General features: G+C 36.5%; 24 protein-coding genes and 1 pseudogene. 18 read left to right on the plus strand and 7 right to left on the minus strand.

Annotated features, from left to right (window positions below; all coding sequences use genetic code 11):
* Positions 1-234 precede the first annotated feature (234 nt).
* From VB694_RS25350 to VB694_RS18030, 14 genes and pseudogenes are all read left to right on the plus strand, one after another.
* Positions 235-393: pseudogene (locus VB694_RS25350) on the plus strand (nitrogenase molybdenum-iron protein alpha chain); the annotation flags it as partial.
* Positions 394-617: 224 nt separating this feature from the next.
* Positions 618-2,153 carry a nitrogenase molybdenum-iron protein subunit beta gene (gene nifK, locus VB694_RS17970; protein ID WP_323361702.1) on the plus strand — a complete coding sequence of 512 codons (1,536 nt, stop codon included), beginning with the start codon at positions 618-620 and terminating at the stop codon, positions 2,151-2,153.
* A gap of 147 nt (positions 2,154-2,300) precedes the next feature.
* On the plus strand, positions 2,301-2,627 hold the full coding sequence (locus VB694_RS17975) for a Mo-dependent nitrogenase C-terminal domain-containing protein (RefSeq protein WP_323361703.1): 327 nt from the start codon (positions 2,301-2,303) through the stop codon (positions 2,625-2,627).
* A 296-nt stretch (positions 2,628-2,923) separates the two neighbouring features.
* Positions 2,924-4,294, plus strand: coding sequence for a nitrogenase iron-molybdenum cofactor biosynthesis protein NifE (nifE, locus tag VB694_RS17980; RefSeq protein WP_323361704.1), 1,371 nt, complete (start codon positions 2,924-2,926; stop codon positions 4,292-4,294).
* Between the two features lie 159 nt (positions 4,295-4,453).
* The gene (nifN, locus tag VB694_RS17985; protein ID WP_323361705.1) at positions 4,454-5,785 is read left to right on the plus strand and encodes a nitrogenase iron-molybdenum cofactor biosynthesis protein NifN; all 1,332 of its coding nucleotides are present in this window, start codon (positions 4,454-4,456) and stop codon (positions 5,783-5,785) included.
* A gap of 168 nt (positions 5,786-5,953) precedes the next feature.
* Positions 5,954-6,373 (plus strand): nitrogen fixation protein NifX, encoded by a 420-nt coding sequence (gene nifX / locus VB694_RS17990; protein ID WP_323361706.1) that lies wholly within the window; start codon positions 5,954-5,956, stop codon positions 6,371-6,373.
* Entirely contained in the window at positions 6,370-6,846 is a 477-nt protein-coding gene (locus VB694_RS17995) for a NifX-associated nitrogen fixation protein (RefSeq protein WP_323361707.1), read from the plus strand. Before nifX ends, VB694_RS17995 begins: the two co-directional genes overlap by 4 nt.
* A 187-nt stretch (positions 6,847-7,033) precedes the next feature.
* Complete coding sequence (locus tag VB694_RS18000) at positions 7,034-7,234, plus strand: CCE_0567 family metalloprotein (RefSeq protein WP_323361708.1); 201 nt, start codon at positions 7,034-7,036, stop codon at positions 7,232-7,234.
* The gene (gene nifW / locus VB694_RS18005) at positions 7,231-7,548 is read left to right on the plus strand and encodes a nitrogenase-stabilizing/protective protein NifW (RefSeq protein WP_323361709.1); all 318 of its coding nucleotides are present in this window, start codon (positions 7,231-7,233) and stop codon (positions 7,546-7,548) included. The genes VB694_RS18000 and nifW overlap by 4 nt, the downstream gene beginning before the upstream one ends.
* A gap of 10 nt (positions 7,549-7,558) precedes the next feature.
* On the plus strand, positions 7,559-8,341 hold the full coding sequence (locus VB694_RS18010; RefSeq protein ID WP_323361710.1) for a HesA/MoeB/ThiF family protein: 783 nt from the start codon (positions 7,559-7,561) through the stop codon (positions 8,339-8,341).
* A gap of 71 nt (positions 8,342-8,412) precedes the next feature.
* Entirely contained in the window at positions 8,413-8,787 is a 375-nt protein-coding gene (locus VB694_RS18015) for an iron-sulfur cluster assembly accessory protein (RefSeq protein ID WP_323361711.1), read from the plus strand.
* Positions 8,788-8,983: 196 nt separating this feature from the next.
* Positions 8,984-9,280 carry a 2Fe-2S iron-sulfur cluster-binding protein gene (locus VB694_RS18020; protein WP_323361712.1) on the plus strand — a complete coding sequence of 99 codons (297 nt, stop codon included), beginning with the start codon at positions 8,984-8,986 and terminating at the stop codon, positions 9,278-9,280.
* Positions 9,281-9,388: 108 nt separating this feature from the next.
* Positions 9,389-9,640, plus strand: a complete 252-nt coding sequence (locus VB694_RS18025; protein WP_323361713.1) for a FeoA family protein — start codon at positions 9,389-9,391, stop codon at positions 9,638-9,640.
* Between the two features lie 95 nt (positions 9,641-9,735).
* Positions 9,736-10,857 (plus strand): PD-(D/E)XK nuclease family protein, encoded by a 1,122-nt coding sequence (locus VB694_RS18030; protein ID WP_323361714.1) that lies wholly within the window; start codon positions 9,736-9,738, stop codon positions 10,855-10,857.
* Positions 10,858-10,884: 27 nt separating this feature from the next.
* Here VB694_RS18030 and VB694_RS18035 read toward each other — a convergent pair whose 3' ends face one another.
* Positions 10,885-11,349: a DUF29 domain-containing protein gene (locus VB694_RS18035; RefSeq protein WP_323361715.1), complete on the minus strand. Its 465-nt coding sequence runs from the start codon at positions 11,347-11,349 to the stop codon at positions 10,885-10,887.
* 998 nt (positions 11,350-12,347) lie between these two features.
* Here VB694_RS18035 and VB694_RS18040 point away from each other — a divergent pair.
* From VB694_RS18040 to VB694_RS18050, 3 genes are read left to right on the plus strand one after another with little or no spacing between them, the layout of a single operon-like run.
* Entirely contained in the window at positions 12,348-12,812 is a 465-nt protein-coding gene (locus VB694_RS18040; RefSeq protein WP_323361716.1) for an ankyrin repeat domain-containing protein, read from the plus strand.
* Positions 12,799-14,085, plus strand: a complete 1,287-nt coding sequence (locus VB694_RS18045; RefSeq protein ID WP_323361717.1) for a SagB/ThcOx family dehydrogenase — start codon at positions 12,799-12,801, stop codon at positions 14,083-14,085. The genes VB694_RS18040 and VB694_RS18045 overlap by 14 nt, the downstream gene beginning before the upstream one ends.
* A 19-nt stretch (positions 14,086-14,104) precedes the next feature.
* Positions 14,105-14,479, plus strand: a complete 375-nt coding sequence (locus VB694_RS18050; RefSeq protein ID WP_323361718.1) for a hypothetical protein — start codon at positions 14,105-14,107, stop codon at positions 14,477-14,479.
* Positions 14,480-14,519: 40 nt separating this feature from the next.
* Here VB694_RS18050 and VB694_RS18055 read toward each other — a convergent pair whose 3' ends face one another.
* Positions 14,520-14,993, minus strand: coding sequence for a hydrogenase maturation protease (locus VB694_RS18055; RefSeq protein ID WP_323361719.1), 474 nt, complete (start codon positions 14,991-14,993; stop codon positions 14,520-14,522).
* Positions 14,994-15,269: 276 nt separating this feature from the next.
* Here VB694_RS18055 and VB694_RS18060 point away from each other — a divergent pair, with 276 nt between their 5' ends.
* On the plus strand, positions 15,270-15,638 hold the full coding sequence (locus VB694_RS18060) for an SET domain-containing protein (RefSeq protein ID WP_323361720.1): 369 nt from the start codon (positions 15,270-15,272) through the stop codon (positions 15,636-15,638).
* A gap of 50 nt (positions 15,639-15,688) precedes the next feature.
* Here VB694_RS18060 and VB694_RS18065 read toward each other — a convergent pair whose 3' ends face one another.
* The 5 genes from VB694_RS18065 to VB694_RS18085 all read right to left on the minus strand — a co-directional run bounded on the left by VB694_RS18065 (position 15,689) and on the right by VB694_RS18085 (position 19,479).
* Entirely contained in the window at positions 15,689-16,108 is a 420-nt protein-coding gene (locus VB694_RS18065) for a putative toxin-antitoxin system toxin component, PIN family (RefSeq protein WP_323361740.1), read from the minus strand.
* The gene (locus tag VB694_RS18070) at positions 16,101-16,352 is read right to left on the minus strand and encodes a type II toxin-antitoxin system Phd/YefM family antitoxin (RefSeq protein WP_323361721.1); all 252 of its coding nucleotides are present in this window, start codon (positions 16,350-16,352) and stop codon (positions 16,101-16,103) included. The genes VB694_RS18065 and VB694_RS18070 overlap by 8 nt, the downstream gene beginning before the upstream one ends.
* Positions 16,353-16,516: 164 nt before the next feature.
* Positions 16,517-16,984: an NC domain-containing protein gene (locus VB694_RS18075; protein WP_323361722.1), complete on the minus strand. Its 468-nt coding sequence runs from the start codon at positions 16,982-16,984 to the stop codon at positions 16,517-16,519.
* A 112-nt stretch (positions 16,985-17,096) separates the two neighbouring features.
* Complete coding sequence (locus tag VB694_RS18080; protein ID WP_323361723.1) at positions 17,097-18,149, minus strand: agmatinase family protein; 1,053 nt, start codon at positions 18,147-18,149, stop codon at positions 17,097-17,099.
* Positions 18,150-18,579: 430 nt separating this feature from the next.
* Positions 18,580-19,479, minus strand: a complete 900-nt coding sequence (locus tag VB694_RS18085; protein ID WP_323361724.1) for a peptidoglycan recognition family protein — start codon at positions 19,477-19,479, stop codon at positions 18,580-18,582.
* Positions 19,480-19,804 lie beyond the last annotated feature (325 nt).

Genomic DNA, 19,804 nt, shown 5'->3' on the forward strand with positions numbered 1-19,804 from the left:
ATCCCTATATTCACTCAAAGGTTGATAGAAAATCTCCATCAAACCATTGTATAGCTGATATTGTATCAAAATGTACAAACAACACCTCTTTTTATAACATTTATTTGTATCAAAATTTTCAAACTTTAAAAATCTTTAGAGTTACGACAAAAAATAAAAAATATCCTGTAAATCCTCAAATCCTGGAAATCCTGATATGGCTTGCGCCACGCTACGCTATCAGACCAATTAAACCACCAAAATAAATACTCCGGTCCTTACCACGGTTACGACGGATTCGCAATCTTCGCTCGTGACATGGATTTGGCGCTCAACAGCCCAACCTGGGGATTAATCGGCGCTCCCTGGAACAAAAAAGCTCAAGCTAAGGCTAAAGCTAAGGCTTCCGTTTAGAGAACAGAAATAGTAGGGGCAAACCCTGCCCGTACAGGGAAAGCCTGGGGTTTGTCCCCAGGGGGGAGTTGGGAATTCAAAATTCAAAATTAAAAATTCAAAGTTGGGAATTTTGGATTTTGCATTCTGAATTTTGAGCCACATTCCCCACTCTCCACCAAAAACGGGCAAGGAACACCCCACCGACCGCAAACACAACACACAGCAAGCTTGGAGAACTAGAAATGCCTCAGAATCCAGAAAATATTAAGGACCACGTTGAGCTATTCCATCAGCCAGAATACCAACAACTGTTTGAAAACAAGAAACAGTTTGAAAATGGTCACACACCCGAAGAAGTACAACGGGTTTCCGAATGGACAAAAAGCTGGGAATATCGGGAAAAGAACTTTGAACGTACAGCTTTAACCGTTAACCCAGCTAAGGGTTGTCAACCTTTAGGCGCTATGTTTGCGGCTGTAGGTTTTGAAGGTACTCTTCCCTTCGTTCAAGGTTCTCAAGGTTGCGTGGCTTACTTCCGTACCCACTTAACCCGTCACTACAAAGAACCATTCTCCGGCGTTTCTTCTTCCATGACAGAAGATGCTGCTGTGTTCGGTGGTTTGCAAAACATGATTGATGGCTTGGCTAACTCCTACAAGTTATACAATCCTAAGATGATTGCAGTTTGCACCACCTGTATGGCAGAAGTTATCGGTGATGACTTACAGTCTTTCATCGGTAATGCTAAAGAAGCTGGTTCAGTTCCTCAAGATTTCCCCGTACCATTTGCTCACACACCTAGCTTCGTTGGTTCCCACATCACTGGTTACGACAACATGATGAAGGGAATTCTTTCTACCTTAACCGCAGGTAAGAAGAAAACCAAGAGCAATGGTAAAATCAACTTCATCCCTGGTTTTGATACCTACGTAGAAAACAACCGTGAAATTAAGCGGATTGCTAACTTGATGGGTATTGACTACACTGTTTTATCTGATAACAGCGATTATGTTGACTCACCTTGTGATGGTGAATTCAATATGTACCCAGGTGGTACTAAGTTAGAAGATGCAGCAGATTCCATCAACGCTAAGGCTACTGTTGCTCTCCAAGCTTACTCCACAACCAAGACCCGTGAATACATTGCTAAAGACTGGAAGCAAGACGTTTGTGTTTCTCGTCCTTGGGGTATCAAGGGAACTGACGAATTCTTGATGAAACTCAGTGAATTGACTGGTAAGGCTATTCCTGAAGAGATAGAAATCGAACGTGGTCGTGCAGTTGATGCTATGACCGATTCCCACGCTTGGTTACATGGTAAGCGTTTCGCTATCTACGGTGATCCTGACCTAGTTTACAGCGTAGTTGGTTTCATGTTGGAAATGGGTGCTGAACCTGTACATATTTTGGTTCACAATACCAATGAAGTATTTGAGAAAGAACTGCAAGAATTGTTAGATTCTAGCGTCTTCGGTAAGTCCGCTAAAATCTGGGGTGGTAAAGACTTGTGGCACTTACGCTCCTTGTTGTTTACAGAACCAGTAGACTTGTTAATTGGTAACTCCTACGGTAAGTACCTGTGGCGTGATTGCGGTGTACCTTTGGTAAGAATTGGTTATCCTATCATGGATCGTCACCACTACCACCGTTATGCAACTGTTGGTTACAAAGGTGTAATTAACTTGTTGAACTGGATTGTTAATACAGTCTTTGAAGAAATCGACCGCACTACCAATGTTGCTGGTAAGACCGATATTTCCTACGACTTAGTTCGTTAAGAATGTCAGTGGTTAGTAGTCATTAGTAAATAATTACAACTGACTACTAATAAAAGAGCAAAGAATTAATGGGGATTGGGTATTAATTCCCAGTTCCCAAATTCTTAATTTTCACTTCTGATTTTATAGTTATCTCAGGTATCTATTATGGCATCTATTCCACACTCTCATCCACAACCGGATTACCATCCACCTAATTCTAAAAATTCTGGTTTTTTTGACCTTCTCAAACCCTTACGGCAATTGCTGAATGGCATTGAAGTAAAAAATTCTCGTTTTGCTCATTTCCTGTGTCAGCAAATTCCTTGTTGTTGTCCTTTTGAGCGAGATATTCATTTATTGGGGAGAACTTTCCATATTCCAGCACTTTGCAAAATCAATCCTTTATATGATGAAGTGGTTGCTTTACGATTTCGTGCTTTATCTTACCTGGCTGATGAATGTGGTGAAGATATCACTAAGTATATTTGCTAAAAGTTTGTTATTAGTCATTGATAAATATCAAATATCAATGTTATGAAAATTCTGCGACAGATAAATAGATGTCTTTTCTGAAAATTTATCTGTGTGAATATTGTGTGAAGATGAATTGGGCAGGAAGTCAATTAAGGATTAGTTGGTTCTAGAAAGTTTTGAAATCAGAACTTACGCACAAGTAAGAGGAAAACTAACCGCAGAGGACACAGAGAACACAGAGAAATAAGAGTTTGAGAGGTTTTTTGCGTCAGTTCTAGAAATGTTAACAACTTCCATTGAGCGCGAGAAGAGAAATGAAAATTACCCAAAGCAAAATTAACGAGTTACTTAGTGAGTCAGGATGCGAACATAATCAACAAAAACAAGGAGAAAAGAAAAACAAATCTTGTACACAACAAGCTCAACCAGGTGCTGCTCAAGGGGGATGCGCTTTTGATGGTGCAATGATTGCATTAGTACCTATTACCGATGCTGCTCATTTGGTTCATGGACCTATTGCTTGTGCTGGTAACTCTTGGGGAAGTCGTGGAAGTCTTTCTTCAGGACCAATGCTCTATAAAACTGGTTTTACCACTGATGTTGGTGAAAATGATGTGATTTTCGGTGGTGAGAAAAAGCTTTATAAGGCAATTTTGGAAGTTAATAAACGTTATAAACCAGCAGCAGTTTTTGTTTACGCTACTTGTGTAACTGCTTTAATTGGTGATGATATTGATGCAGTTTGTAAAGTTGCAGCGGAGAAAATTGGTACTCCTGTTATTCCTGTGATTGCTCCAGGTTTTATTGGTAGTAAAAATCTCGGAAATCGTTTTGGTGGTGAGGCTTTACTAGATTATGTAATCGGTACTGCTGAACCTGAATATACTACACCTTATGATATTAATTTGATTGGTGAGTACAATATTGCTGGGGAAATGTGGGGCGTTCTACCTTTATTTGAAAAGTTAGGCATCCGCGTTTTATCCAAAATTACCGGTGATGCTCGCTATCAAGAAATTACTTATGCTCACCGCGCTAAATTAAATGTCATGATTTGCTCACGGGCATTATTAAATATGGCGCGAAAAATGGAGGAACGTTATGGCATTCCTTACATTGAAGAGTCTTTTTATGGTATTAATGATATTAATCGTTGCTTGAGAACTGTTGCTGCTAAATTAGGTGATCCTGATTTAATAGCCCGGACAGAAAAGTTAATTGCTGATGAAACTGCGGCTTTAGATATTGCCCTTGCTCCCTATCGAGAACGCCTTAAAGGTAAGCGCGTGGTTCTATATACTGGTGGTGTGAAAAGTTGGTCAATTATTTCCGCAGCTAATGATTTAGGAATTGAGGTTGTTGCTACTAGCACCAGAAAAAGTACAGAGGAAGATAAGGCTAAAATCAAGAATTTACTGGGCAATGATGGCATTATGTTAGAAAAAGGTAATGCTCAAGAATTATTGCAGTTAGTGAGAGATACTAAAGCCGATATGTTAATAGCTGGTGGTCGAAATCAGTACACGGCTTTAAAGGCAAGAATTCCATTTTTAGATATTAACCAAGAACGTCATCATCCTTATGCTGGTTATATGGGAATGGTGGAAATGGCACGAGAATTGTATGAGGCTTTGTATAGTCCAATTTGGCAACAAATTCGTAAACCAGCACCTTGGGAAGTTTAGGTGATAGTTGACAGTGAAGAAGAAAAGGAGCAGGGAGCAGGGAGCAGGGAGCAGGGAGAAAAATTAATTCTTCCTCCTGACTCCTGACTCCTGACTCCTGACTCCTGACTCCTGACTCCTGAATTCTTACGTTTTATTTGAGATTATTGAGATTAATTTATGGCAATTGTTACTGTTCCCAATAAGTCTGTTACTGTTAATCCTCTCAAACAAAGTCAAGCTTTAGGTGCATCTTTGGCTTTTTTGGGATTAAAAGGAACTATACCTTTGTTCCACGGTTCTCAAGGTTGTACTGCTTTTGCTAAGGTGGTTTTAGTTCGACATTTTCGGGAAGCAATTCCTCTTGCTACTACAGCAATGACGGAAGTTACTACCATTTTGGGTGGTGAAGAGAATGTTGAACAAGCTATTTTAACTTTAGTAGAAAAAGCAAAACCAGAAATTATTGGTTTGTGTACAACTGGATTAACAGAAACTAGAGGAGATGATATTGAACGTTTTTTGAAGGATATTCGGGAACGTCATCCAGAGTTAGATTATTTAGCAATTGTTTTTGCTCCGACTCCTGATTTTAAAGGTGCGCTGCAAGATGGTTTTGCGGTTGCAGTAGAAAGTATTGTTAAGGAAGTTCCTAAAACTGGAGGAATTCAACCTGAACAAATTACGATTTTAGCAGGTTCAGCTTTCACTCCTGGAGATGTCCAAGAAGTTCGAGAAATGGTGACATCTTTTGGATTAGAACCAATTTTTGTCCCTGATTTGGGTGCTTCTTTAGATGGTCATCTGGAGGATGAATATAGTGCAGTAACTGTTAGTGGTACAACTCTTAAACAACTGCGTTCTCTGGGTAGTTCTGCTTTCACTTTAGCTTTAGGTGAAAGTATGCGGGGTGCTGCCAAAATTCTCCAAGAACGCTTTAATACAGATTACGAAGTTTTTAGAGATTTGACAGGTTTAGAACCTGTGGATGAGTTTCTTCAAGCTTTATCTGTTTTGAGTGGTAATCCCGTACCAGAAAAATATCGCCGTCAACGTCGTCAGTTGCAAGATGCAATGTTAGATACTCACTTTTATTTCGGTGCTAAACGAGTTTCTTTAGCTTTAGAACCGGATTTAATGTGGTCTACTGTGCAGTTTTTACAGTCAATGGGGGCTTCTATTCATGCTGCTGTAACAACGACAAAATCACCTTTATTAGAACATCTTCCCATCAAAAATGTCACTATCGGCGATTTGGAAGATTTGGAGGATTTAGCAGTAGGTTCTGATTTATTAATTGGTAATTCTAATGTAAATACCATATCAAAACGTCTTTCAATTCCCCTCTATCGTTTAGGAATTCCTATCTATGACCGTTTGGGAAATGGTCTATTTACTAAAGTAGGCTATCGCGGCACTATGGAAGTTTTATTTGGTATGGGAAACCTGTTTATAGAACATGAAGAGTCATTAATGATGAAGCAATGGCAACCAATCATTAATAAAAAATAAATGATTGATCTCGTTCCTAGTCTCTGACTAGGAATGCCATCACAGAGTCTCTGACTCTGACATCACAAAAGGCAGAGCCTTTAAAATTCATTCCCATACAGAGTATGGGAACGAGAAATATGGGAACGAGAAAATTCCCTTCTTCCCTGTTACCTTCTTTTAGGACTAATGAAAGTGAAAATTGCCTTTACGACAACTGACCGAATTCATGTTAATGCTCACTTTGGTTGGGCTAAAGAAATTGATGTTTATGAAATTTCAGATCATGGATATGAATTCCTCGAAACTCTGAAATTTGAAGGCGACCTCAAAGAAGATGGGAATGAAGATAAAATCACACCCAAACTTGAGGTATTAAATGATTGCACAATTGTTTATGTTCTAGCCATTGGTGGTAGTGCAGCCGCCCGTTTAATTAAGAAGGGTGTAACACCAGTTAAGGCTAAATCAGAAGAGGAAAAGATTGAAGAAATCTTGACTAAATTGGTCAAAACCTTGAAAGGTAATCCTCCACCTTGGTTGCGTAAAGCTTTACAACCAAAAACATCAAATTTTGCAGACGAAATTGAAAATGAAGCAACAGTATGAGTGAAAATAACAGCGTCAACGGAACTGCTACAAGCACACCAATAACTTCACCTTTTCTCAAAACTTTAGTCCAACAAATCCGGGCGCAAGATAGCTATGGTTTTTACCGGAGTTGGTCTGATGAATTAATTCTGAAACCTTTTGTTGTTACTAAAAAAAAGAAACGGGAAATTTCTGTTGAAGGTGAAGTTGACCCAGCAACTATATTACGAATAAACGCCTTTTTTCGGGCTGTAGCTTCCAGTGTTGAAAAAGAAACCGGACTAATTTCTCATGTGGTAGTTGATTTAGGTCATGAAGGTTTTGGTTGGGCTTTGGTATTTTCTGGTCGTTTATTGTTAGCTGTAAAAACTTTGCGCGATGCTCATCGCTACGGTTTTGACTCCCTAGAAAAGTTAAACGAAGAGGGAGAACAATTTGTTCAAAAAGGCATTGATTTGGCTAAACGTTTCCCAGAAGTAGGAAATATTTAATACTTGGGGATTGGGGATTGGGGATTGGTGACTGGGGACTAGGAACTAGGGAAGAAAGTTTTAGATTTAAGATTGGAGTTAATTTAATTAAATACAATCCCAAAAATCTAAAATACACTATTAAATCTCCAGTTACCAATGACTAATGACCAATGACTAATAACCAATGACTAATGACTAATAACCAATGACAATTGAGGAACTCACAGCAAAAATTAGAAAGCTAAATAGTAAGGCAGGTCAAATGAAAATGAATCTGCATGATTTAGCTGAAGGGCTACCAACAGATTACAAAACACTGATGGATGTTGCGGCTGAGACTTATGAAATCTATCGCCAGTTAGATGAACTCAAGCAACAACTAAAACAAATGGAGAGTGCAAAATGAGTGGAACTATTGAAGAATTCAAAAAACTCGTAGATGCAGAAGAATTTTTTATCTTTTTTCAACTGCCCTACGACCAAAAATTTGTGAATGTTAATCGTCTGCATATATTGAAAAAGTTTTCTCAATATATGAGTGAAATTGATGATGCTTCTCCTAACTTGAGTGCAGAAGAAAAATTAACTCAATATTGTTTGGCTTTGCAAAAAGCCTATCAGGTTTTTGTGGAATCAACACCCCACGAACAAAAGCTGTTCAAGGTGTTTAATGATAAGCCAAAAAATGTAGTCACGCTGACAGAAATCACTTCTGATTAGGAGGTATAAATTGATCAACCTAACGCCTACTGAATTAGAGCGTTACAGCCGCCAAATGATGCTCCCAAATTTTGGCGAAGCTGCTCAAAAACGCCTCAAGTCAGCGACGGTTTTGGTGACTGGTGTGGGGGGATTAGGCGGGACAGCAGCACTTTACCTAGCAGTAGCAGGTGTTGGGCGGCTCATCCTAGTTCGGGGTGGTGATTTGCGGCTGGATGATATGAATCGTCAAGTTTTAATGACTGACGATTGGGTGGGAAAACCGAGAGTATTCAAAGCCAAAGAAACTCTACAAGGTATTAATCCTGATGTGCAAATTGAAGCTATTCATGATTACATTACGCCAGAAAATGTAGACTCATTGGTGCAATCTGCTGATATGGCTTTGGACTGCGCTCACAATTTTACCGAGCGGAATTTGTTAAATGAAGCTTGTGTGCGTTGGCGTAAGCCGATGGTAGAGGCTGCAATGGATGGGATGGAGGCTTATCTAACCACGATTATTCCTGGTGTAACTCCTTGTTTGTCCTGTCTATTTCCAGAAAAGCCGGATTGGGATCGACGTGCTTTTTCAGTTTTAGGGGCTGTTTCTGGGACTTTGGCTTGTTTGACTGCGTTGGAAGCTATCAAACTAATTACCGGTTTTAGTCAACCACTTTTGTCAGAGTTGCTAACAATTGATTTGCAGCGAATGGAGTTTGCTAAACGCCGTTCTCACCGCGATCGCAATTGTCCAGTCTGTGGTAATACTGCACCTTGGCGATACTCCCAATCTCAATCTGTTTCGGTGTGAAATTCCACCAGTAAATTAATAAATAACCTCCATCTGAAAATCAGAATAATCGCTACAGAACAGGAAACAAAATGACTGTTACTTTAACAGAAAAGGCAGAATTTCGTCTGTGGGCTTTTTTAAAAAGTTCCACAACTGATGAAACTAATAACGCGAAAAAAGGTGTCCGCATTTCCGTTAAAGATGGTGGTTGTAATGGCTATGAGTATGGAATTGAAATTACAAATAAGCCCCAACCAGACGATATTGTCAGCCAACAAGGAAATGTGTTGATTTATGTTGATGCTGCAAGTGCGCCGTTATTAGAAGGTGTGGTAGTCGATTTTGTTGAGGGAGTAATGGATAGCGGTTTTAAGTTTTCCAATCCTAATGCAACTGACACCTGTGGTTGTGGCAAATCTTTTAAAGCTGGTGATTGTTCACCTAATGGTGTACCTTGCAGCTAAAATAATTTGGAACTTAGGTAAAAATAAATATAGAAACTTTCCTAAGTTCCATTTAATCACCTACAAATTTACAAGTTTTCCGTAGACATACTCTACATCTTTTTGTGTACGGAAGGGAGCATTTCCCCGCCCTAAAAGGGGAAAACTTAACCAATTTGCCAAAGTAATTCTATTCACGTTTCAGGAGAACTAGAAAATGGCTTATCAAGTAAGATTGATCAGCAAAAAAGAAAATATCGACACCACAATTGAATGTGATGACGAGACTACAATTCTAGATGCAGCGGAAGAAGCTGGTATTGAATTACCCTTTTCTTGTCACTCAGGTTCTTGCTCTAGCTGTGTAGGTAAAGTTGTAGAAGGCGAAATCAACCAAGACGATCAAAACTTCTTGGATGATGAACAAGTGTCTAAGGGTTACGCTTTATTGTGCGTTACATACCCCCGTTCCAACTGCACAATCAAAACTCATCAAGAAGCTTATCTCGTTTAATACAAATTCAGTAGAATTTTAGCATTGCTAAACCTCTGATTTAATCATGATGGAGGATGTTTATCATCTTTCATCATTTGAATTTTCATTGTTATCTCTTGTCCTACAATGTTTACTTCTTTTATTGTGATGGGTTGTTCTTTAGAATTACTGAAACCTGGTGAGAAAGGAATTGTCACTGTCTGTAAAACTCAGGATGAAACAATTAGAAAAAAACTAATTGCAATGGGTATCAAGACAGGAACTAATATCACTGTTGAGCAGCAGTTTCCGGCTTTTGTGATTAAAGCTGGTAATATACCTATGACTATAGACAGGGAAACAGCACGGGCTATTTATGTGCGTGTGATTGAGGGGTGAAAAGACTGATTATTAACTTTTGTTTAAATTGTAATTTAAAAGACATAAAACCTGTATCTTAATACAAATATTCCAGGTGATTAAATTAAATTAAGATGTCTTTATTCACAAACTTACTCAACCTCTATTCAGGAAATAAACCTGTAGGGGATTTTTTTACGGAAATAATTGCTTATTATTTTTCTGTTAATAAGGATATTTTACTAGACTGGTTAAAACCATATTCAATTCCTGGTAGTAGGGGTTTAGCAATGCTAAACCCCTACAATTCGCGTATTAATATTTCAAGTCAAGTTGAATATAAAAAACTAAAACACCATGAAACGAATAGTAGAATTGATATTGTAATTGAATTAGTAAATGAACTGACTACAGATTTAATATTTATTGAGTGTAAAATTGATTCTGGAGAAATGGATGGACAATTAAAGAGATATTCTGAAATATTAAATGAACAGATAGCAAGTAATAAATATTTATTTTATATCACTCTGCACTATGATCCAAAAGAATCTGCTAATTTATTAGATAATGTTGAATTTATACAATTAGGATGGTATCATTTATATGATTTTTTACTGGAAAAATCAACTGATATTTTGGGTAAAGAAATTTTATTATTTATGGAGAAATACCAAATGAATGAAATTAATCAATTTTCATCCATTGATATGCTGACAATGATGAATTTTAATAAGACTTTGACAATCATGCAGTCGTCATTAAATGGGGAAGTTAAAGACAAATTTAAAACCAGTTTTGGTGGTGTTAATAAAGAAGCAGGAAGCCTAACACAATGGAGAGACTGTAGTAGATATATAATCAGGAATTCTCTTGCTCCTAAATGTAAATGGGGTTTATGGTGTGGTTTAGGTTACTGGGATTTAAATCCTAAGAATTTAACTGAATATCCATCTTTAGGGATTGTTTTAGAAGTTGCTCCTTACTTTGAAAAAAGACCAGAAATTATCACATCTATGCAAAAAGTTATTACTGATAAACCAGATGAATGGTTTCCTATGAATTTAGTAACTTATCCCGAATGGTCAGCAATAATTTACAAAAAAAGTCTTCAGTCTTTTCTATCTTCAGAGAATCAACTTGTTGAAATTAAGAAATTCTTTTTAGATTCTATTGATGAACTAATCAATATTCAACCGTATTTTGACTTCTCTTGGAAAGGTTTAGATATAGAAGACAGTCCAGAAGAAGATTAAAATAGTTTTTCTTAATTACCAGTTCTCCTATCCAACAAACCAATTATCATCTAAAACCTGCTCTAAAGAACCAATAGGATTGATCGGAAATTTATCCACGGGTAATTGAGAGCGATCGCTGGCTTCTTTTCTTGCTTCTTCATAACATTCCTCAAAGATTTCTAAAATGTAAGGTTTCAGACTAGGACTATCTTTAAGTTCTTTTTTTATCTGTCTCCGAAAAGTCCTGATTTCCCCTTTCCAATGTCCTTCATTACGCTCTTTTTCGCTATCCCAATATTTCAGTTTGAGCAGATGTTCGAGCAGTCTAATCAATAAACTTTCTATAGCTCGCTTTTGACTTCTCCCCATAGTTTCTAATTCTTCAATCAAATTCTCTAAATCCACAGATGAAAATTGCCCAGCACGAAGCTGATTAATAGTTGTCCGCAACCAAAGATAATAATCTTGGTCATATAAAGTTTGATTTGCTACTTCTATTGGTAACAGCATAGACTCACAGTTGCAATTGCAGGTTTACGTGGTAAATATTCAATATATTGATCCGTTAGCCCAGATTATTAATACCTAATCTACAAGTATAATAACCAAAAACGGTATCACTTGACTACAAGTTATAACTATATTTGGCAAAAATTTAGATCCTCCACTTATTAAAGAAGTCGAGGATATTATTTTAATCAACTAAATTTTATATTGTTTTAATTGTAATTTATATATTGCATCGCTATCAAACAACATCATAAAATGTAATATTCAATATCAAAAACATCAAATATAATTTTTAGCTTCTGTAATCCACTTAACAATTTTTTAATCACATTTATGGTCAAAAATGGATGGATCTTTATAAATCATTCATAATTCCATCTGATCAGAGTGATAATATATAAATAAGCTAAATTGTTGGCAGTGAACCTCAACCTCAACAAAAAGCGATTACAGAGTTAGACAAAACATTCTTACTTGAATCCTCGTTCACCTAAAACAAAGGTAAAAGTAAGAAAGTTAGATAAAAATATAGAAAACCTGCGTAAATCTTATTTCCGAAATTATCCAAAGCATTAAAATCCCCAAGATTTTTAATACTTCGGATTGGCAATAAATCATAGAAGTAATTGCTTTTTTAGCCAGCGACTATAAAGCCTCACAGTTCAATTTCTATGGATTAAGGTGTAGGCTACCAACGAGATGAGGCTGCGCCAAATAAATTATGTAGAGATTTTATATATAACGTCTCTACATCCAGGAATAAAGTGCATCTTCATAAATAACCGGTATTAATACCTTTTCCAGGGTGATAGATAAAATATCTCTTAGCCCCCCTTTTTAAGGGGGGTTGGGGGGATCTAATTTGTGGCAACATCACAGAGAATTGGTATTGCAATTGTTCATCAGCTACTGCTGGTTTTTCAGAATTCTAATAGTCTTTTTAAATATGGTGGGCATTGCTCACCATTACGTTTTTAGTTGTTTTCATAGTCATAATTATGAGTCAAACAAATCAACCAAATTTGAGTGCAGCAACTAGCCAATGGCTAATCACAAAAGGTTACAACGCTGAGGATTTAAATCAGCGCGGGGAAAATGGTGATACAGCTTTAATGAAAGCTACTAGGGAGGGATTATACGCGGTTGTGAAAGAACTGATAGATGCTGGTGGGGATATCAATGCTACAAACAATGATCACAATAATGCTCTGTGGTTTGCTTGTTTTGGTAATCACTACGATTTAATCAATTTATTGCTAGATGCCAACATTGATATTAACAATCAAAATGATAATGGTGCAACTGTCCTGATGTATGGTGCATCGGCTGGAAAGACAGAAGTAGTGAGATTGCTATTACAACATCATCCTAACATGAATTTGCAAAATTTGGACGACTATAAAGCAATTGATTTTGCCAGCAATAGAGAAGTTTTAAGGTTACTTAAAAATGCCACACAGTAAGCTTTCTGGAAAAGCCTTTCACGAGGCTACCAAGCATTTTTACCTATCAGTGCAGATGAATCCAAATTATGTGGATGCGTCAACTCAACCCCTCGCTTTTAAAGTTTATCCTAAATTTTATCGGCGAGTGAAATTAATTCCCGATAATCCCATTCATGCTTTTATCAGGTTAACAAGCGTCATTACTTTTGAGAAGATTTACAAAAACGAACCCTATCAACTCCGTGTAAATCCCTCAGCAGGGGCGTTATATCCGACGGAAGTTTATATCCAGATTCGTGGTGTTGAAGGATTTATAGATGCTATCTACCATCTGGAAGTTGAGAATAATTGTCTGACGTTGATTTATGAATTAATTGATGATGGTTTGGAGAGTTATCTAATACCCAATAAACGTATCAACGGCTTCATTTTTTTAGTTAGTTGTGTTTATTATAGGTCTAGCTGGAAATATCAAGACAGGAGCATTAGATATTGCTTATTGGATAGCGGACACCATTTAGGCGCTATTGCAGCTTCAGCATATCTTCATGAAAAAAACATCAAATTAATCTTTGACTTTGATAAACTCTCTCTCAATGCTGATTTAGGATTTGAGAATAAGGAGTTTATTAGTAGTTGTGTGATATCGGGAGAGACACAAAACAAGCCAGTCCGAAGTTTAAGGTTATCAGTTCCTTTCGTTTGTGGTACTGATTATTTTCAAGCTAATCAATTCATTGAAGATGCCTATCAAGCAACATCAATGCAACTTAGTCGCCAGCAAAAGCTAGAACATCCTCAATTTAATTTTCACCGAGAACGGTTTTTTGAGAACGTTTGGAATAGGCGTTCTATTCGACGTTTTCAAAGGCAGTCTATTGCTCAAGAAATCTATTGGCGAATTTGGCAAGATATTCAGCAACCAATCCCAACGGAAAATTTTGAGAAAATAGAAATTTACTCGGTGGTGCATCGTGTTGAAGGTATGACACCCGGTTTATATCACGGTAGGAATCTCATTAAGTCGGGTGAATTTAGTGAAAAAACAGGTTACTTGTGTATTAATCAGGCGATCGCTAAAGACTGCGCTGTAACTTTGTTTTTTGTGTCCGATTATTTGAGTTATCAAACTGCTATGCAATTAGCTGGTTTTATCGGACAGCGAGTGTATCTATCCAGCAATTATTGGGGAATAGATTGTAGTGGTATTGGTGCTTTTTATGATGATGAAGCCCAAGAATTTCTAGGAACCAATCAGGATGTTCTGTATGTAATGGCAATTGGTAAATAAAATAGGAAAATCAACAGAAATGGCCAGAAGAGAATCAGAATTCAATGCTGATGATAAGCACCCTATGCAAGCAACATCAGCAGATATTATCCTGCGACAACAGCTAGAATATTCTATCAGCAGGTACTTTTATCAAGGATGCGATCGCGCAATTCAAAATCTGTTGTCTCATTGTCGTTGGTATATGACAACTCATGCTAGTGCTTTGACTTTAGTAATTGAATGCCCAGATCAAGTTAGCAACTGGCGAATTTTGCAAAAAATTGTGCCAATGGCGAGTTTACTTTATAGCATTGTCAGTAGTGCAAAAATTCGCGTCTGTCCCCCAGAAGCTAACGCTGTACCATTTGAAATGAGGGTAGATGAACTCTCAGTTTACCGTGATTGGGCATAACTAGATTTTGGATTTTGGATTTTGGATTTGAGATTGTTAATTAATCCATCACATTCTGGTTAATAACTGTGATTAGTTCTGCCAAAACTAACTCAGCAGAATGTTGGACAACAGGGCTTAAATCTATTCCAAAATCAAGATTTGCAGCTTCAATTAAATAAACAATCACATCTTGGGGAAAATCATCTTTAAAGATTTTTCTCCCCGCCGCTAAGGCATGATCCCAACGAAAATCATGCAGGTTATAACTAGTTTCTGGTAGTGCTTCTAGTTCTTTCCCTGGGACTTTAAATATAGCACCTGCTTCGGAATCTGTGCAACTAGCATCAAGAATAATTAATTTTTCACTTCCTCTCGCTTGAAACATCACTTCCATTCCCGCAGTCCCACAATCAAAAACGCGGACTTTGGGGTGAGGATTTTGGGCGAGATATTGCTGTAAACGTTGGGCAATAATCACCCCTACAGCGTCGTCATTACGATTGAGATTTCCGCAACCAATGATAGTTAGCATGGGATATTTATAATAACATGATTATTATCAATTTTGCACAATAAATTAACTAAAATATTAAAAATTACGGAAATTTTGATAACATCTCCAATCGTTGACTTTATAGTGACTATAGCAGCCCTAAGTAGCAGCCAAGATCCCCGACTTCTTGTTTAATCAAGTCCATAAACTATCAAGCAATGCTCAGAAGTCGGGGATCTGATTGTTCAGAAATAATTCAGTGTTTATTTTCTCTGCGTCTATCTGTAGTCATTAGTAATCAGATAGAATTGCAATATGCTAGTATTTCGTGATACAGAAACTAAAGGTAGAGGTATATTTGCTCATCAAGATTTTGCTAAAGGAGATTTAATTGAAACAGCCCCAGTAATCGTGATCCCTAAACAACAAATTAAATTAATTACTAAAACTGTTTTACTTAATTATTATTTTGGTTGGCATGGAGAAAGTGGCGCTATAGCTTTAGGTTTTGCTTCTCTTTTTAATCATTCCTATCATCCCAATGCGGTTTATATTAAAAATTTTGCTAAAAATATAATTGAAATTATTGCTCATCAATATATTCGTCAAGGTCAGGAAATTACTATTAATTATAATGGGCAAGTTGATGATATTTCTCCTGTGTGGTTTGATGTGGTGGAATAATGATCACGCAAAGATGCAAAGACGCAAAGAGGAAAAAATTAGGTTATTATTTAACTTTTATCCGCTTGTGCTAAAAAATCCTTTGGTGATAGAATAGGAATATTTTGATAGAATTTAAGCACCAATAAATCTTCATCTCCGGTAATGATCAAATTAGCATTACCAGCAATAGCAAGCGAGAGAAATTTATCGTCTTTTGCATCTCGACACACTTGCACATGATCGACAACATCAACCATCTCAGCAATATTTTTTAAATACAAAATAAACTTTTGCCGCTCTTCTAAACTGACATAATTATCAAACTTTTTTCTAGAGAGAACCCTTTCTATTTCTGCAAGTGTTTCAGAAGAAACAAGAATGTGATGGCAATCAAAAGCATAACGAACTGCTTGAGCAGTGATAGAGTTTGGAGTTAATAAGCGACTCACAAAACAATTAGTATCAATGACAATTTTTTGCTCAATCATCACTGTCAAGAATTTCTTTGAGTTTTTCTTCTGTCATACCTTTTGCTTCAGCATTTTTGCCAACTTGATCACAAAATTCCTGAAACTCATCTTTTAGCAATCTAGTCAATCTTTGATATTCTAAGACAGACAGCACTACAACTAAATCTTGGTCCTGATGCTGAATGGTTATTGGTTCTTTTTGGGCTTTATCTAAAAATTCTGTAAAATTTTGTTTTGCTTCTGTAGCAGATAAGTAAATCATAATATATATACCTCCTTTGCCTTGATTATAACTCAATTTGGTTATTTTACTCTTTCCTCAACGGTGAAACTGCCTACACAAACCTATAATTACTGGCTAATCAAATAGTAAATTTATACATTTTACGTTGAGATTCAACTACCTATGCCAACCTACAATTTTTCTTAATCACTTTTTTTCAATCTTTCGGCATCGCGTTTAGCCCAAAAATCATCTCTTTTGGCTTGTTCTTCAATTAGTTTATTCTGTCTAATTTCCTGTACATTACCTTCAAGATGAGCTACTATTGATTTTTCAATCTCCAGATATTTGATACTACGAACAGTATGCACAGGTTGAACAATTTGTACTAAAGCAGCACCAAATTTTGTAACTCTAATTTCTTGTGTTTGTCCAGAATATCGTTTACCAGTTTTGATATACCAAGCAAACATTTCGCAATTATTGGAATGTATATTGTATTCACCAAATAAATCAGCATATTCATGAACACGCTTTAATTCCTCTTCGGTGAGTTCTACAGTTCCGTGCCATTCTACTCCAGCAGAACCCCAACCTACAGAATTATTAAAATTGCCATCTTCACTCAAGTAATAATGACGAGCAATTCCTAATGTAGAATCAATCACCATACTGTAAATACTCACCATAATTATATTATAATTGTACAAGTTAGTGATGTTCTCTATCAGTAGAGTAGTAGAGTAGGTTGGGTTGAACAACGTAAAACCCAACATTTAGCATTTAATTTATTCCATCTTTTGTCTGCGATAAATCCAACAAATTCGCCAACTTATAAACTATTCTCGCACCGACATTAGCATCCCATTCTGCATCCCCAACTTCACACACATCAAACCCAATAATTTTTCTACCACTCTTCACAACTTCCCTAAACAAACAATAAACTTGCTCTAATTCCAAACCACCCGGAACAGGAGTTCCTGTATTTGGGCAGAGTTTAGGATCTAAACCATCTACATCAAAACTGATATGTACATGATTAGGTAAATTAGCAACTATTTCTTGGCATAAATTCAGCCAAGTTTTACCAGCATATTGTTGTTGTTTAATAGCTGAGTCATAATAAGCAATAACTCGATTATTAGAACCATTAATTATTTCCACTTCATCAATACAAATATCTCGCAAACCTACCTGCACTAACTTAGAAATTTGTGGAATTTTCAGCGCATTGAACATAATTGACGCATGGGAAAATTCAAAACCTTCGTAAGCGTCCCGTAAATCTGCGTGTGCATCAATATGCAAAATCCCAAAGTCTTGATATTGATTTGCTAAAGCTTGGAAATAACCCAAAGGTGAACTGTGATCACCACCAATAACAGCAACTTTTTTACCCCTATTTATTGCTTCCTCACACTGGGTAAATAACCATTGATTTACCTGTTCACCAGCTTGATTAATTTCTATAAGTACAGGTGTTAAATCTGGCGATTCTGTGATTGATTTGCCTTCTGTTTGTCGTTCAATTATTTTTGCTGCTTGTTGACGATAATAATTATTTTTATCTAAAATATCTTGAGGAATTTCTACTAAATAAATTCCCTGTTTCCAACCATCAGGATGATCAAAATCAAATACATCTATTTGATAAGAAGCATCTAAAATTCGTTGTGGTGCATTTGCTGTTCCTGCACCATAAGAAACTGTGACTTCCCAAGGTACAGCAAAAATAATTAAATTTGCATCATCATAATTTTTAGGTAATCCCCATAGATTACCATTAACTTCAGCTATACCGCTAGGATTGTAGTCTGGGATTTGATTATTCATGGCGTATCTTCTGGATGGATATCAGCAGAGAAAACACTGCTTAGGTGATATTTCCATTGTAGCAGTGTAGACCATGAAAATAAATATGTTATGTATAGCTATCCTAGCTTTGAAACTGTTTAGAAAAATTGCCGATATTGTTATTCAGGAAACAATACTGACCAGTAGGGGTGATGTGATGGTTAAATTTTAAAAAAAGGTTTGGCTGTGAACCAAACCTCATATAATTGCTGTGCTTAACAACGTACTAAATTAATTTAGTTCTAGTCTGCTTACAGATCATCTTCCCAGAGGATGTGTCCAAATATCCCAAAACCTGATAAAGCATTACTTGGAACTTGCTGAAAAATTTATTCCCAGGTAAGAGAATCCCGGTTCTCTCTTGTTCAATAAATTTTATCCAGATGAACTGAGTAACTTATGCGAATATTTAGCCCAAATTTAAAGTTTTCAACTCCCGAAAAGAATGCAGTTTATTAAAAAACCTATCAAAATCAAAACTTAAAGGATCAACTTTTCCATTAGCCACATCTACAGCACGATGAGTAGTAATTCTCTCATCAGGAACTTGACTTTGAGCAATTAACCAGGCTAAAGAATCATATTGAACTTCCGTATATCCTGTATGTTCCTTGATATTACGTTTACCCCAAGCATCAGGAGGGGTTTCTAAAGAAACATGATAGGCGAAATTATTCACAGATGGAGGTAAATCAGGATTAGTCTGGACAGTTTCCACACCATTAGCACCATTGAAAACTGAATTACCAGCACCAAAAGCCCGTTTATCAGGTGGTACTAAATAAATCACCATCCCATCAAGTGCAATTAAAACATGATAACTAGCTTGGACATTTTCATCAACATTATTAGTTTGAAAGAAATTAACTGCACTAGAAGCAGAATTAGTAGTTTCGTGAAGGACTATAATCGGTTGATTCTTCAAAAGTACACCATTCACATCTTTGCTATATCTTTCACCATAATTACTAGGATTAATAGTTGCCGATGCTAAACTAGGTTTATACTGAGCAAAAGCAGCAGTAGTAGAATATCTAGTAAGAGTTTGGTTTGTCTGTACAGAAGATGGAGGTAATTGAGGAATTGTTAGTAATTTAGATAATTGAGGTAACTTTGGTTGCTGTTCTTCAATTTTTTGCGCTGATTGAAATTGTGTTTGTGGAGATTCACCCAAAACTTTAGTATCCGGGTTTGATGTATTGATATTACTTGAAGAATTTCTTACACTACCAATCAAAAGAGCTAAAATCAAAGCTGCAAGCATGAAAAAAATTAGCATAACTCTAGCTGCCCAGTCTCTAAATCTCATAATCTATTAAATTCTCTTGAATATAGACAGTTAATAAACTAAACTTAAATTTTACTTATTCAGCTAATAATCTGGAATCCAGAAGTTCTTAATATTCATCAAAATTGCCCCTGAAATAAAATTTTCATTGTCATCTGCAAAGGAAGTTATCGGGAAAATTAAACCAACCATTTCATCACTGCACATTACCTGAGTAAGTCTTTGCTCAAAATTTCATTTTAGTTATTTAATGTTAATACATAGAATGCCTAATTCATCTTCATCATCTAGCTGAAATTGACCATATTGGATATCATAGCTCAATCACTCAAGACGTTCAAATTCA

Origin of the sequence: Anabaena sp. UHCC 0451, assembly GCF_034931405.1 — a bacterium.
Classification (GTDB): Bacteria; Cyanobacteriota; Cyanobacteriia; order Cyanobacteriales; family Nostocaceae; genus RDYJ01.

Bases quoted from the DNA above. Each gene is read 5' to 3' on its own strand.
- VB694_RS18025 (WP_323361713.1), top strand. From the start codon at position 9,389: ATGTTTACTTCTTTTATTGTGATGGGTTGTTCTTTAGAATTACTGAAA.
- VB694_RS17995 (WP_323361707.1), top strand. From the start codon at position 6,370: ATGAGTGAAAATAACAGCGTCAACGGAACTGCTACAAGCACACCAATA.
- VB694_RS18075 (WP_323361722.1), bottom strand. From the start codon at position 16,984: ATGGTGATTGATTCTACATTAGGAATTGCTCGTCATTATTACTTGAGT.
- VB694_RS18020 (WP_323361712.1), top strand. From the start codon at position 8,984: ATGGCTTATCAAGTAAGATTGATCAGCAAAAAAGAAAATATCGACACC.
- VB694_RS17975 (WP_323361703.1), top strand. From the start codon at position 2,301: ATGGCATCTATTCCACACTCTCATCCACAACCGGATTACCATCCACCT.
- VB694_RS18080 (WP_323361723.1), bottom strand. From the start codon at position 18,149: ATGAATAATCAAATCCCAGACTACAATCCTAGCGGTATAGCTGAAGTT.
- nifX (WP_323361706.1), top strand. From the start codon at position 5,954: ATGAAAGTGAAAATTGCCTTTACGACAACTGACCGAATTCATGTTAAT.
- VB694_RS18035 (WP_323361715.1), bottom strand. From the start codon at position 11,349: ATGCTGTTACCAATAGAAGTAGCAAATCAAACTTTATATGACCAAGAT.
- VB694_RS18030 (WP_323361714.1), top strand. From the start codon at position 9,736: ATGTCTTTATTCACAAACTTACTCAACCTCTATTCAGGAAATAAACCT.
- VB694_RS18055 (WP_323361719.1), bottom strand. From the start codon at position 14,993: ATGCTAACTATCATTGGTTGCGGAAATCTCAATCGTAATGACGACGCT.
- VB694_RS18040 (WP_323361716.1), top strand. From the start codon at position 12,348: ATGAGTCAAACAAATCAACCAAATTTGAGTGCAGCAACTAGCCAATGG.
- VB694_RS18050 (WP_323361718.1), top strand. From the start codon at position 14,105: ATGGCCAGAAGAGAATCAGAATTCAATGCTGATGATAAGCACCCTATG.
- nifK (WP_323361702.1), top strand. From the start codon at position 618: ATGCCTCAGAATCCAGAAAATATTAAGGACCACGTTGAGCTATTCCAT.
- VB694_RS18060 (WP_323361720.1), top strand. From the start codon at position 15,270: ATGCTAGTATTTCGTGATACAGAAACTAAAGGTAGAGGTATATTTGCT.
- VB694_RS18000 (WP_323361708.1), top strand. From the start codon at position 7,034: ATGACAATTGAGGAACTCACAGCAAAAATTAGAAAGCTAAATAGTAAG.
- nifW (WP_323361709.1), top strand. From the start codon at position 7,231: ATGAGTGGAACTATTGAAGAATTCAAAAAACTCGTAGATGCAGAAGAA.
- VB694_RS18045 (WP_323361717.1), top strand. From the start codon at position 12,799: ATGCCACACAGTAAGCTTTCTGGAAAAGCCTTTCACGAGGCTACCAAG.
- nifE (WP_323361704.1), top strand. From the start codon at position 2,924: ATGAAAATTACCCAAAGCAAAATTAACGAGTTACTTAGTGAGTCAGGA.
- VB694_RS18085 (WP_323361724.1), bottom strand. From the start codon at position 19,479: ATGAGATTTAGAGACTGGGCAGCTAGAGTTATGCTAATTTTTTTCATG.
- VB694_RS18065 (WP_323361740.1), bottom strand. From the start codon at position 16,108: ATGATTGAGCAAAAAATTGTCATTGATACTAATTGTTTTGTGAGTCGC.
- nifN (WP_323361705.1), top strand. From the start codon at position 4,454: ATGGCAATTGTTACTGTTCCCAATAAGTCTGTTACTGTTAATCCTCTC.
- VB694_RS18070 (WP_323361721.1), bottom strand. From the start codon at position 16,352: ATGATTTACTTATCTGCTACAGAAGCAAAACAAAATTTTACAGAATTT.
- VB694_RS18015 (WP_323361711.1), top strand. From the start codon at position 8,413: ATGACTGTTACTTTAACAGAAAAGGCAGAATTTCGTCTGTGGGCTTTT.